Raw genomic sequence first — 14,415 nt, 5'->3', positions numbered from 1 at the left:
GTCAGGACGCGCCGAGGCGGCGGTCGATGAACGCGAAGAGCTCGTCGTCGCTGGCTTCGTCGAGCGTTTCGGTAACCGGTGCGGCCGCTCCGGTCACCTCGGCCCACTGGCCGGTGAGTGCTTTCAGCCGGGCCGCGACGCCGTCGCGTACGGCCAGTTCGGCGACCTCGTCCGGCAGGAGGGCGGTGAACGCCTGCTCCAGCCGGGCCAGTTCGTCGAGCAGACGCGGCGTACGGGCCGGGGCGAGCGTGCTCAGCAGGTGGTCGGCGAGAGCGCGCGGCGTCGGGTAGTCGAAGGTGAGCGTCGCCGGCAGGCTGAGCCCGGTGGCGGCGTTGAGGCCGTTGCGCAGTTCGACGGCCGCGAGCGAGGTGAACCCGAGGCCGGTGAACTCCAGGTCCGGGTCGACGGTGTGCGCCGCCCCGTCGCCGATCGTGGCGGCGACCTGGGTGAGGACCACGTTCAGCACCGCCTCGCTGCGGCCGGCGGGGTCGGTCGCAGCGAGCTGCTCGGCGAGCGTACGGTCCGGTCCGCGCCGGCTGGCCCGGCGCTTCGGTGCCTCCCGCAGCAGGCCGCGCAGCACCGCCGGCACACTGGCCGGGGTGGCTGTCGGGTCGAGCCGCAGCGGCACCAGGGCCGGTTCCGCGGCGCCGAGGCTCAGGTCGAACGCGGTCAGTGCCTGGGTCTCGGTCATCGGCAGGATGCCCGTGCGGGCCATCCGGGCCAGGTCGGTCCCGGCGAGGGTGGCGGCCATGCCGGCCGCCCACGGTCCCCAGGCCAGGGACGTGCCGGGCAGGCCGGCACGCCGGCGGTGGGCGGCGAGCGCGTCGAGGAACGCGTTGGCGGCGGCGTAGTTGCCCTGCCCCGGGCCACCCACGACGCCGGCCGCCGAGGAGAACAGCACGAACGCGGTCAGGTGCCGGTCGCGGGTCAGCTCGTGCAGGTGCCAGGCGACCTCGGCCTTGGGGCGCAGGACCGTGGCGACGCGCTCATCGGTCAGCGCGGTGACCACCCCGTCGTCGAGCATCCCGGCGAGGTGCACGACACCGGTCAGGTCGGGGAGGCCGTCGAGCACCTTGGCGAGGGCTGCCCGGTCGGCGGCGTCACAGGCCACCACTGTGGCGGTGGCTCCGGCGGCGGCGAGGTCGCGGACGAGAGCGTCGGCGCCCGGCGCGTCGGGGCCCTGCCGGCTGAGCAGCACCAGGTCGGTGACGCCGTGCCGGGTGACCAGGTGGTGGGCGACGACAGGGCCGAGCCCACCGAGGGCACCGGTGATCAGCACGGTGCCGGTGCCCGGGCTGGCGGCCTCGTCGCCGCTCGCCACGTACGGCGTGAGAACGGGGGTGAAGACGCCGTCCACACCGATGGCGATCTGGGACTGTTCGGCTGCCGCCGCGGCACGGATCTCCTCCTCGCCGGTGCCGGGTTCGGCGTCGACCAGGGTGAACCGGCCGGGGTGCTCCGACTGGGCGGCGCGGACGAGCCCCCAGACGGCGGCTCCGGAGAGGTGGGTGACGTCGCGGCCGGTGGCGCCGGCGGTGACCACGGTGAGGCGGGTGTCGTCCGCGATGGCCGACTGGAGGGCGCTGAGCGTCCGGGCGGTCGCGGTGCGGGTGGCTGCCAAGGGGTCGCCGCCGTCCGCCGCGATCCGCAGGATCACGGTCTCGGTGTCGCCGGTGTCGGGCAGGTCGATCGGCGTCCAGTCGAGGCGGTGCAGCACCGACGGCGGCGCGTACGCCCGCAGTCGCAGGGCGGCGACGGAGACGACCGGGTCGCCGACGGCGTCGGCCAGCGTGACCTGGACCGCGTCGCCGACGCTCAGGCGGACCTGGGCGGCGGTGGCGCCGGGCTGGTGGACGGTGACCCCGGACCACGCGAACGGCACCTTAGCGGCACCGTCGCCGGTGTGCTCGCCGAGGCCGAGGGTGTGCAGGGCCGCGTCGAGCAGGGCCGGGTGGATGCCGTAGCCGGCGGTGTCCACCTCGTCCGGCAGGACGACGTCAGCGTGCAGGGTGCCGTCGGTGTCGCGCCAGGCGGTCCGGACCCCCTGGAACGCCGGGCCGTAGTCGAGGCCGCGTCGGAACAGCTCGTCGTAGAGTCCGTCCACGTTCAGCGGTGCCGCGGCGGCCGAGCGGCCCACCGGGAGGGCCAATGCGTCGTCGGTGGGAGCGAGGGTGCCGGTGGCGTGGGCGGTCCAGGTGGTGCCGTCGGTGCTGGAGTGGATGGTGACCGGGCGGCGGCCCTCGTCGGTGGCCGCGCCGACCCGTACCTGGATCTGGGCGCCACCCTCGTCCAGGATGAGCGGGGCGGCGAGGACCAGGTCGTCGAGGCGGTCGCCGGTGCCGGCGGCGAGGGCGGCTTCCACCAGCGCGGTTCCGGGCACCAGGAGGGCGCCGTCGACCCGGTGGTCGGCGAGCCACGGCAAGGTGGCGACCGACCAGTGGCCGGTGAGGACTCGTTCCCCGCCCGCCTCCGCGAGGGTGACGGCGGTGTCGAAGAGCGGGTGGCCGGTGCGGTCGCGGCGCGCGGCGGCGGCCGGGCCGGCGGGCCAGTAGCGGCGGTGCTGGAAGGCGTAGGTGGGCAGGTCGACGAGGCGCCCACCGGGGTGGCACTGTGTCCAGTTCACCGCGATGCCGCGCACGAAGACGTGGGCGAGGGCGGTGAGCAGGGCGGTCGGTTGGTCCCGGTCAGAGCGTTGCACAGGTACGAACACCGCGTCGCTGACGCAGTCCGCGCCCATCGCCGACAGGACCCCGTCGGGGCCGATCTCCACGAACGTGCTGACACCCAGGTTCTCCAGGGTGGCGATGCCGTCGGCGAACCGCACGGCCTCCCGCACGTGCCGCACCCAGTAGTCGGCGTCCTGCGCCTCCGCTACCTGCCCGGTCAGGTTCCACACCACCGGGATGCGCGGCGGCGCGTAGGTCAACGCTTCGGCGACCTGAGCGAACTCGGCGAGCATCGGCTCCATCAGCACCGAGTGGAACGCGTGGCTGACCCGCAACCGCTTCGACTTCTTGAAGTTCGCCGCCACCGCGGCGACCTCGCCTTCCGTGCCGGAGAGCACCACCGAGCGCGGGCCGTTGATGGCGGCGATGGACACCCCGTCGGTCAGCAGCGGCAGCACGTCGGCCTCGGTGGCCCGCACCGCGACCATCACACCACCGGTCGGAAGGGCCTGCATCAGGCGACCGCGCGCCGCGACCAGCTTCGCGGCGTCGGGCAGGGACAGCACCCCGGAAACGTGCGCGGCCGCGATCTCACCGATCGAATGCCCGACCAGGAAGTCCGGAGTCACACCGAACGACTCGACCAGCCGGAACAGGGCGACCTCGACCGCGAACAGGGCGGTCTGGGTGTAGACCGTCTGGTCCAGGGCCTGCGCGTCGTCGGCGATCACGTCGCGGATCGGCCGGTCGAGGTGACGGTCCAGCTCCGCGCAGGCCGCGTCGAACGCCTCCGCGAAAACCGGGAACGACGACGCCAACTCCAGACCCATACCGGGCCGCTGGGACCCCTGACCGGAGAACACGAACGCGAGCTTCCCGTCGACCACGTCACCGGTCACCAGGCCGGGATCCGTCCGCCCTTCGGCGATCGCGTCGAGGGCGTCCCGCCCGAGCACCACCGCCCGATGGGGGAAGGTGCCGCGCGTGCTGAGGGTGTGCCCGACGTCGGCGGGGTCCAGTCCGGGGTGGCTCTCCAGGTGGGCCAGCAGCCGGGTCGCCTGGTCGCGTACACCGTCGGTGGTGGTCGCGGTGAGCGGCCAGATCGTCGGCCCGGTGTGCGGCTGCCGGGGTGCCGGGGTGGGCTCGGGAGCGGCTTCGAGGATGACGTGGGCGTTGGTGCCGGAGACACCGAACGACGAGACGGCGGCGCGGCGGGGACGGCCGTCCACCGTCCACGGCCGTTCCTCGGTGAGCAGTGCGACGGCGCCAGCGGACCAGTCGATGTGCGGGGACGCATCGTCGGCGTGCAGGGTGCGCGGCAGGACGCCGTGCCGCATCGCCTCGATCATCTTGATGATGCCGGCGACACCGGCGGCGGCCTGGGTGTGGCCCATGTTCGACTTGATCGAGCCGAGCCACAGTGGTCGGTCGTCGGGGCGGTCCTGACCGTAGGTGGCGAGCAGGGCCTGCGCCTCGATCGGGTCACCGAGCACCGTGCCGGTGCCGTGCGCCTCGACGGTGTCGACGTCGGCGGCGCCCAGGCCGGCGCTGGCCAGTGCGGCCCGGATGACCCGCTGCTGGGCGGGACCGTTCGGGGCCGTCAGACCGTTGGAGGCGCCGTCGGAGTTGACGGCGCTGCCGCGGATGACGGCGAGGACCGGGTGGCCGTTGCGGCGGGCGTCGGAGAGGCGTTCGACCACGAGCATGCCGACGCCCTCGGACCAGCCGGTGCCGTCGGCTCCGGCGCCGAAGGACTTGCAGCGACCGTCGGCGGAGAGCCCACGCTGGCGGGAGAACTCGATGAAGGTGCCCGGGGTGGCCATCACGGTGACCCCACCGGCGAGCGCCATCGTGCACTCGCCGCTGCGGATCGCCTGGATGGCCAGGTGGAGCGCCACCAGGGAGGACGAGCAGGCGGTGTCGACGGTGACCGCCGGGCCTTCCAACCCGAAGGTGTACGCGATCCGGCCGGAGATGACGCTGCCCGCGTTGCCGATGCCGAGCAGACCCTCGACGGCGTCGCCGTCGGGGTCCAGGCGGGACACGTAGTCGTGGTACATCACTCCGGCGAAGACGCCGGTGCGGCTGCCGCGTACGGTCGCCGGGTCGATGCCTCCCCGCTCGAAGGCCTCCCACGAGGTTTCCAGCAGCAACCGCTGCTGGGGGTCCGTGGCGAGGGCCTCGCGTGGGCCGAGCCCGAAGAACGGGGCGTCGAAGTCGGCGGCGTCGGCGAGGAAGCCACCGGAGCGGGTGTACGAGGTTCCGGGGTGGTCCGGGTCGGCGTGGTAGAGGCGGTCCACGTCCCAGCCCCGGTCGGCGGGAAAGTTACCGATCGCGTCGCTGCCGGACTCGACGAGGCGCCACAGGTCCTCGGGTGAGCTGATCCCGCCGGGATAGCGGCAGGCCATACCGACGATGGCGATGGGCTCGTCGGCCCGGACGGGCGCGGTGACCTCGGGCGCGCCGGTCAGGTCGGCGCCGAACAGCGTCTCGTGCAGGTGGGCGGCGAGAGCGGCCGGGCTCGGGTGGTCGAAGACGAGGGTGGCCGGCAGCCGCAGGCCGGTTGCCGCGTTCAGGCCGTTGCGCAGCTCGACGGCGGCGAGGGAGTCGAACCCGGTCTCCTGGAACGCCTTGCCGGGGGCGACGGCCTGACCCGAGCCGTGGCCGAGCACGCTCGCGACGTGGGTGCGGACCAGGTCGAGGAGCGCTTCGCGCTGCTCGGCCGGGCGTAGGGCGCCCAGCCGCTGGACCAGGGAGGCATCACCGGTGGCGGCCCGGGCGGTGCCACGCCGCCCGGCCCTGACGAGGTTGCGCAGGAGCGGGTGGACGGTGGTCGGCGCGGTCCGCCCGGAGGTGAGCCGCAGCGGAACGACAGCGGTGCGCTGACCGGCCGCGTCGAGGAGGCCGAGGCCGTCCTCGGGTGTGATCAGGGCCAGTCCGCCACGGCTGATCCGCTGGACGGCGTCCGGGTCCAGGTCGGCGGCCATGCCGGCGGCCCAGGGTCCCCAGGCGAGCGAGGAGGCCGGGAGCCCGGCCCGGTTGCGCAGGTCGGCCAGGGCGTCGAGGAAGGCATTCGCGGCCGCGTAGTTGGCCTGGCCGGGGCTGCCGAGCAGACCGGCCGCCGAGGAGAACATCACGAACGCGGTCAGCGGGTGCCCGGCGGTGAGTTCGTGCAGGTGCCAGGCGGCGTCGACCTTTGGTCGGAGCACCGCGCCGAGTCGCTCCGGCGTGAGCGCGGTGACAACACCGTCGTCGATCACGCCGGCGATGTGGACGACCCCGGTCAGGCTGCCCGCGCTGCCGATCACCGCGGCGAGAGCGTCGCGGTCGGCCAGGTCACACGCCAGGACGGTGCTGGTCGCGCCGAGCGCGGCGAGTTCCGTGGTGAGGTCGGCGGCTTCCGGGGCGTCCGGGCCGCGGCGGCTGAGCAGCAGCAGGTCGGTGACGCCGTGACGGGTGACCAGGTGTCGGGTGACCAGCCGACCGAGGGTGCCGAACGCGCCGGTGACCAGGACCGTGCCGGTGCCGAAGTCGTGGCTGGCGGCGGGCTCGGTGACCCGGGCCAGTCGGGGGGCGCGCAGGGCGCCGTCCCGGATCGCGATCTGCTCCTCGCCGGTGGCGAGCACCGCACCCAGTTGTTCGTCGCCGTCGGTGTCGATGAGCAGGAACCGGCCGGGGTTCTCGGTCTGGGCGCTGCGGACCAGGCCCCAGACGGCTGCGGCGGCCAGATCGGTGACCGGGTCGCCGGGAGCGCAGCCGACCGCGCCGCTGGTGACGATCGCGAGCCGGGTGTCCCGTTCGACGGCGTCGCGCAGCGCGGCCAGGACGGCGGCGGTGGTGGCATGGGTGGCGGTGACCGGGTCGGTGGGGTCGGTGGCGGGTACGCGCAGCACCTCGGTTCCGGTGCGGTCGGACGTGCCGGGCGCCTCGACCGGGATCCAGTCGAGGTGGTGCAGGCCGTCGGTGCTGGCGGTGCGCTCGGCGTAGCGGCGCAGCACGAGGGAGTCGGCGGTCAGCAGTGTCCGGCCGACGGTGTCAGTGAGGTGGACACTGACGGCGTCGGTGCCGGCGTCGGCCAGCCGGACCCGGGCGGTGACCGCGCCGGCAGCCCGCACTGTGACGCCGGACCACGCGAACGGCACCCGGGCCTGACCGTCGTCGCTGCCCAGGACGCCGAGGCCGAGCGGGTGCAGGGCGGTGTCCAGCAGCGCCGGGTGCACGCCGTAGCGGCTGCCGTCCACCGTGTCGGGCAGCTCCACCTCCGCGTACACGGCGCCATCGGTGCCCAACCACGCCTGGCGCAGCCCGCGGAACGCGGGCCCGTAGTCGAGGCCCCGACGGCGCAGGGCGTCGTAGAGGCCGGTGGTGTCGATCGCCTCGGCCCCGACGGGCGGCCAGGTGGTCGGCGTGGTGTCGTCGGCGCGCCCGGCGGTGCTGAGGGTGCCGGTGGCGTGGGTGGTCCACCGGTCGCCGTCGGAGCTGGCGTGGATGGTGACGGCGCGGTGGCCGGAGTTGTCCGCCGCGCCGGTGCGTACCTGGATCTCCACCCGTTGCTCGCCGAGGATCAGCGGGGCGGCGAGGACGAGATCGTCGACCTGGTCGCAGCCGACCTCGGCACCGGCGGCGAGGGCGAGTTCGAGCAGTGCGGTGCCCGGGACGACGACGTCGCCGGCGACCTGGTGGTCGCCGAGCCACGGCAGAGCGGTGCGCGACCAGCGGCCGGTGAAGATCCGTTCGTCGCCGTCGCCAGCGAGGGTGAGCATGCCGCCCAGCAGCGGGTGGTCGACCGCGTCGCTGTTGCCGGTGACCGTGGCCGCGGGCCAGTAACGCTGGTGTTGGAAGGCGTAGGTGGGCAGGTCGATGAGGCGCCCGCCGGTCAGGCACGGCGTCCAGTCCACCGCGACGCCGCGCACGAAGACCTGAGCCAGGGCGGTGAGCAGGGCGGTCGGTTGGTCCCGGTCAGAGCGTTGCACGGGTACGAACACCGCGTCCGTCACACAGTCCGCGCCCATCGCGGACAGGACGCCGTCGGGGCCGATCTCGACGAACGTGCTGACACCCAGGTTCTCCAGGGTGGCGATTCCGTCGGCGAACCGGACCGCTTCCCGGACGTGCCGCACCCAGTAGCCGGCGTCCTGCGTCTCCGCGACCTGCCCGGTCAGGTTCGACACCACCGGAATGCGCGGTTGCCCGTAGGTCAACGTCTCCGCGACCTGTGCGAACTCGGCCAGCATCGGCTCCATCAGCACCGAGTGGAACGCGTGACTGACCCGCAACCGCTTGGACTTCTCAAAGTTCGCCGCCACCGCGGCCACCTCGTCGCCGGCACCGGACAGCGCCACCGAGCGCGGGCCGTTGATGGCCGCGACGGACACCCCCTCGGTCAGCAGCGGCAGCACCTCCGCTTCCGTGGCCCGCACCGCCACCATCACGCCACCGGCCGGCAGGGCCTGCATCAACCGACCTCGGGCGGCGACCAGCTTCGCCGCGTCGGCGAGGGACAGCACCCCGGAAACATGCGCGGCGGCGATCTCACCGATCGAATGCCCGACCAGGTAATCCGGAGTCACACCGAACGACTCGACCAGGCGGAACAGGGCGACCTCGACCGCGAACAGCGCCGCCTGCGTGTTGACGGTCTGGTCCAACGCCTCCGCGTCGTTCGAGATCACGTCGCGGATCGGCCGGTCGAGGTAGACGTCCAGCTCGGCGCAGGCCGCGTCGAACGCCTCCGCGAACACCGGGAACGACGACGCCAACTCCAGACCCATACCCGGCCGCTGCGACCCCTGACCGGAGAAGACGAACGCCAGCCTGCCGTCGACCACGTCACCGGTCACCAGGCCGGGATCGGTCAGCCCGTCGGCCGCCGCGTTGAGAGCGTCCGGCCCGAACACCACCGCCCGGTGCGGGAACGAACCGCGCCGGGTGAGTGAGTGACCGACGTCGACCGGATTCGCGTCGAGGTACGGCAGCAGCCGCCCGGCCTGTGCGCTCAGCGCGGCCGGCTCGGCGGCGCCGAGTGTCCACGGCACCGGCAGCGTCGCCGGCACGAGCACGGCCTGCGGCTCCGGCACCACCTGCGGCTCTGGGGCGACCTGCGGCTCCGGCGTCGGGGGCGCTTCCAGGATCGCATGGGCGTTCGTGCCGCTGATGCCGAAGGAGGAGACCGCAGCGCGGGCCGGACGGTCCACGTCGGGCCACGGCTGGGCCTCGGTGAGCAGGGACACCGCCCCGGAGGACCAGTCGACGTGCGGGGTGGGTGCGTCCACGTGCAGCGTGCGCGGCAGCACCCGGTGCCGCATCGCCATGACCATCTTGATGATTCCGGCGACACCGGCCGCCGCGACGGTGTGCCCGATGTTCGACTTGACCGAGCCGAGCCACAGCGGTCGACCGGTCGGGCGGTCCTGGCCGTACGCGCTGAGCAGGGCCTGCGCCTCGATCGGGTCGCCGAGCCGGGTGCCGGTGCCGTGCGCCTCGACCGCGTCCACGTCGGCCGGGGTGAGGCCGGCGTCGGCCAGTGCCGCCCGGATGACCCGCTGCTGGGCGGGACCGTTCGGGGCGGTCAGGCCGTTGGAGGCGCCGTCCTGGTTCACAGCGGTGCCCCGGACCACGGCGAGGACGCGGTGACCCTTGCGGACCGCGTCGGAGAGCCGTTCGACCAGCAGGAGCCCGGCGCCCTCGGACCAGCCCGTGCCGTCCGCGCCCGCCGCGAACGACTTGCAGCGCCCGTCGGCGGACAGACCCCGCTGGCGGGAGAACTCCACGAACGCGTCAGGGCTGGCCATCACCGTGACGCCGCCGGCCAGGGCCAGGGAGCACTCGCCGGACCGCAGCGAGCGGACCGCCAGGTGCAGCGCCACCAACGACGACGAGCACGCGGTGTCCACCGTGACGGCCGGGCCCTCCCAGCCGAGGGTGTACGCGATGCGGCCGGAGGTGACGCTGGCCGCCGTTCCGGTGAGCCGGTAGCCCTCGACGCCGTCGGCGATCTGGTCACCGGTGCCGTAGCCGGAGAAGGACGCCCCGACGAAGACACCGGCGGGCTCGCCACGCAGGCCGGCGGGGTCGATTCCGGCCCGCTCGACCGCCTCCCACGCGGTCTCCATCAGCAGCCGCTGCTGCGGGTCCATGGCCAGTGCCTCGCGCGGTGAGATGCCGAAGAAGGCCGCGTCGAAGCCGGCGACGTCGGCGACGAAGCCGCCGGCCCGGGTGTAGGAGGCGCCGGGCTGGTCCGGGTCCGGGTCGTAGAGGGAGTCCAGGTCCCAGCCACGGTCGGTGGGGAAACCGGCGATCGCGTCGGTGCCGGACTCGACGAGCCGCCACAGGTCCTCGGGTGAACCGACGTCGCCCGGGTAGCGGCAGGCCATCCCGATGATGGCGATCGGTTCGTCGGAGACGCCGACGGCCGGCGCGACGATGTTCGCGGTGCGATCCGCGCCGGACAGCAGGGCGTCCAGCTCGGCGGCCAGGACGGCGGCGTACGGGTAGTCGAATGCGACGGTGGTGGGCAGGCGCAGGCCGGTCGCGGCGGCGAGGCGGCTGCGCAGTTCCACGGCGGTCAGCGAGTCGAAGCCGAGTTCCCGGAACGGGCGGTCGGCCGGGACGGCGTCGGCGGACTCGTGGCCGAGGACCGCGGCGGCCTCGCTGCGCACCAGGTGCAGCAGGTACGCGCGGCGCTCCTCGACGGTGCGGCCGGCCAGGAGATCAGCGGCCGGACCGCTGGGCTGTGCCTCGTCCGGCGCGCTGGCGAGCAGCGGCGTGAGCAGAGGGCTGTCGCGTCGTACCGTGAAGGCGGGTCCGAAGCGCGACCAGTCCACGTCGGCGACCACGACAGTGGCGTCGCCGGCGGAGACGGCGTGGGCCAGCGCGGCGATGGCGCGGGTCGGGTGCATGGCGGTGATGCCGCGCCGGGCGAGGTGGGCGGAGACGTCGGCGTCGGCCATGCCGCCGCCGGCCCACGGACCCCAGGCGATCGCGGTGGCGGGCCGACCGTGGGCGGCGCGGCGGGCGGCGAGGGCGTCGAGGTACGCGTTCGCGGCGGCGTATCCGCCCTGGTCGCCGCTGCCCCACACGCCCGCGATCGACGAGAAGAGCACGAAGGCGTCCAGGTCGTCGCCGAGGATCTCATCGAGGTGTCGGGCACCGAGCACCTTCGCGGCGCCGAGTTCGCTGATGTCGGCGGGGCTCAGGCCGGTGAGCGGGGTCAGGTGGGCGACACCGGCGGTGTGCACGACCGAACGGACCGGTGTGCCGTCCGCGCGGAGCGTCGCGACGAGGGCGGCGAGGGCGTCGCGGTCGGTGACGTCGCAGGCTGCGGCGGTGATCTGGCACCCGGTTTCGGCCAGTTCGGTGGTCAGGGCGTCGAGGCCGGGCGCGTCCGGGCCACGGCGGCTGACCAGGACGACCCGGTCGGCGCCGGAGTGCGCGGCCCAGCGGGCGACGTGGGCGCCGAGCGCCCCGGTCCCGCCGGTGACCAGGACGGTGCCGGTCGGCTGCCAGGGTTCGGCGGCGGTGGCGGGTGCGCGGTCGATTCGGCGGGCGTGCAGGCCGTCGGCGCGGACCGCGATCTGGTCCTCGCCGGTGGTGCCGGTCAGGACCGCGACGAGCTGGTCGGTGACGTCCCCGGCCAGGTCGACGAGACCGCCCCAGGTGTCCGGGACTTCGAGGGCGGCCACCCGGCCGAGGCCCCAGAGCGCGGCCTGGGCGGGGTCGGGCGCGATGCCGTCGGTTCCCGTGGTGACGGCGCCGGTGGTGACGGTCCAGATCGGCGCGGTGCTGCCGGCGGTGGCCGCCGCGCTGATGAGGGTGAGCAGGCTGGCCGTGGCGTCAAGGTCGCCGGTGCGGGAGGGCACGTGCAGGATGCCGGCCAGCCCGTCGGTGATCTCCGGGGCGATGCCGATGTCCGGGGTGGCGCCGTGCCGGGTCAGCAGGTCGTGCAGCTGCTGGGCGGTCGGGTCCGCCGGGTCGGCGACAATGCCCCACCGCCCGGCGAGGGCCTCGGTGGGCGCGACGTCGACGGGCTGCCAGCTCTCCCGGTAGCGCCACTCGTCGGGCGTGCCGCTCACGGGTTTCGGCAGGTCGGGCCAGAAGTAGCGGCGCTGGAAGGCGTAGGTGGGGAGATCCACAGTGCGAGCGCCGGGGTGGCACGGCGTCCAGTCCACCGGTACGCCGCGCACGAAGACCTGGGCCAGCGCGGTGAGCAGCGCAGTCGGTTGGTCCCGGTCAGAGCGTTGCACGGGTACGAACACCGCGTCGCTGACGCAGTCCGCGCCCATTGCGGACAGGACCCCGTCGGGGCCGATCTCCACGAACGTGCTGACGCCGAGGCCTTCCAGGGTGGCGATGCCGTCGGCGAACCGCACGGCCTCCCGGACGTGCCGCACCCAGTAGGCCGCGTCCTGCACGTCGACGATCTGCCCGGTCAGGTTGGACACCACCGGAATGTGCGGCTGCGCGTAGGTCAACGTCTGCGCCACCTGTGCGAACTCGGCGAGCATCGGCTCCATCAGCACCGAGTGGAACGCGTGACTGACCCGCAGCCGCTTCGACTTCTCGAACTGGGCGGCGACGGCGGCGACCTCACCTTCCACGCCGGAGAGCACCACGGAACGCGGACCGTTGATCGCCGCGACCGACACCCCGTCGGTCAGCAGCGGCAGCACCTCCGCCTCGGTGGCCCGCACCGCCACCATCACCCCACCGGTCGGAAGGGCCTGCATCAGGCGACCCCGTGCGGCAACCAGCTTGGCCGCGTCGGGCAGGGACAGCACCCCGGCGACGTGCGCGGCGGCGATCTCACCGATCGAATGGCCGACCAGGTAGTCCGGGGTGACACCGAACGACTCAACGAGGCGGAACAACGCCACCTCGACGGCGAACAACGCGGTCTGCGTGTAGAGCGTCTGGTCCAGGTCGTCGCCGTCGGCGATCACGTCGCGGATCGGCCGGTCGAGGTGACGGTCCAGCTCGGCGCAGGCCGCGTCGAACGCTTCCGCGTACACCGGGAACGTGTCGTAGAGATCCAGGCCCATGCCGGGCCGCTGTGACCCCTGACCGGAGAACACGAACGCGAGCGGGCCGAGCGTGACGGTGTCCCGCACGACGCCGGCCGTGCCGCGTCCCTCGGCGAGCGCCGTCAGCGCGGCGAGCCGTTCCGCCGGGTCGGTCGTGGTGATCGCGGCGCGGTGCCGTAGACCGGCGCGGGTGGTGGCCAGCGAGTGCGCGACGTCACCGGGGTCGGCGTCGCGGTCGGTGAGGTGGCGGGCGAGGCGGGCCGCCTGGGCGTGCAGGGCGGCGTCGTCGTGGCCGGAGAGCAGCAGCGGCGCCGGGACGGTGACCGGCTCGCGGGCCGGCTCCTCGTCCCCGGGAGGGGCCTGCTCGACGATGACGTGGGCGTTGGTGCCGGAGACGCCGAAGGCGGACACCCCGGCCCGGGCCGGGTGGTCTCCGGACGGCCAGGGACGGGCCTCGGTGAGCAGCTCCACCGCACCGGTCGACCAGTCGACGTGCGGGGTGGGCGCGTCGACGGACAACGTCTGCGGCAGGGTGCGGTGCCGCATCGCCATGACCATCTTGATGATCCCGGCGACACCGGCGGCGGCCTGGGTGTGACCGATGTTCGACTTGATCGAGCCGAGCCAGAGCGGGTCGCCCTCTGCCCGGTCCCGGCCGTAGGTGGCGAGCAGCGCCTGCGCCTCGATCGGGTCGCCGAGCACGGTGCCGGTGCCGTGCGCCTCGACCGCGTCCACGTCGGCGCCGGTGAGCCCGGCGTTCTCCAGGGCTGCGCGAATGACTCGCTGCTGGGACGGGCCGTTCGGGGCGGTGAGGCCGTTGGACGCGCCGTCCTGGTTGACAGCGGTGCCGCGGATGACGGCGAGCACCGGGTGGCCCAGCCGGCGGGCGTCGCTGAGCCGTTCGACCAGCAGCAGCCCGACGCCCTCACCCCAGCCGGTGCCGTCGGCAGCAGCGGCGAACGACTTGCAGCGGCCGTCCGCGGCGAGCCCGCCCTGTCGTTCGAACTCCTCGAACGCGCCGGTGGTGCACATGACGGTCGCCCCGCCGGCCAGCGCCATCGTGCATTCGCCCTGCCGCAACGACTGGACCGCCAGGTGCAGCGCGACCAGCGACGACGAGCAGGCGGTGTCGACGGTGATGGCCGGGCCCTCAAGGCCGAAGAAGTACGACAGGCGGCCGGAGACCACGGCGGCCGCGTTTCCGGTGAGCAGGTGCCCCTCGTCGGCGATCGGCGTGCGCATCAGCACCGACGCGTAGTCCTGCGTGTTGGAGCCGACGAAGACGCCGACCTGGCGGCCTCGCAGCGAGAGCGGGTCGACGCCGCCGCGCTCCAGGGCCTCCCAGGCCGTCTCCATGAGCAGCCGCTGCTGCGGGTCCATGGCGACGGCCTCGCGCGGCGAGATGCCGAACAGCGCCGCGTCGAACTCACCCGCCGCGTCCAGGAAGCCGGCCGGGCGGGCGTACGAGGCGGCCGGGTCCCAGCCGCGGTCGTCCGGGAAGTCGGACAGGGCCCCGGCGCCGTCGGCGACGAGTCGCCAGAGGGCCTCGGGCGAGTCGACGCCGCCGGGGTACCGGCAGGCCATTCCGACGACGGCGATGGGTTCCCGCTGCGCCTCGGTGAGTCGGCGGTGCTGGTGGCGCAGACGCTCGTTCTCCTTGAGGGAGGAGCGCAGTGCCTCGACGAGCTTGTCGTTGGAGGTGGCCATCATGAGCTCCGCACGTCGGTGGT

At 74.0% G+C, this 14,415-nt stretch carries 1 protein-coding gene; it reads right to left on the bottom strand.

Annotated features, from left to right (window positions below; translation table 11 throughout):
• Window position 1: 1 nt before the first annotated feature.
• Entirely contained in the window at window positions 2–14,392 is a 14,391-nt protein-coding gene (locus KBX34_RS07580; protein WP_210924091.1) for a type I polyketide synthase, read from the bottom strand.
• Window positions 14,393–14,415: the final 23 nt, after the last annotated feature.

The sequence above is a fragment of the Micromonospora sp. M61 genome (assembly GCF_018070245.1).
GTDB lineage: Bacteria > Actinomycetota > Actinomycetes > Mycobacteriales > Micromonosporaceae > Micromonospora > Micromonospora zamorensis.
The sequence above is the reverse complement of the archived record's forward strand: the minus strand, read 5'-3'. Positions and strand labels throughout refer to the sequence as shown.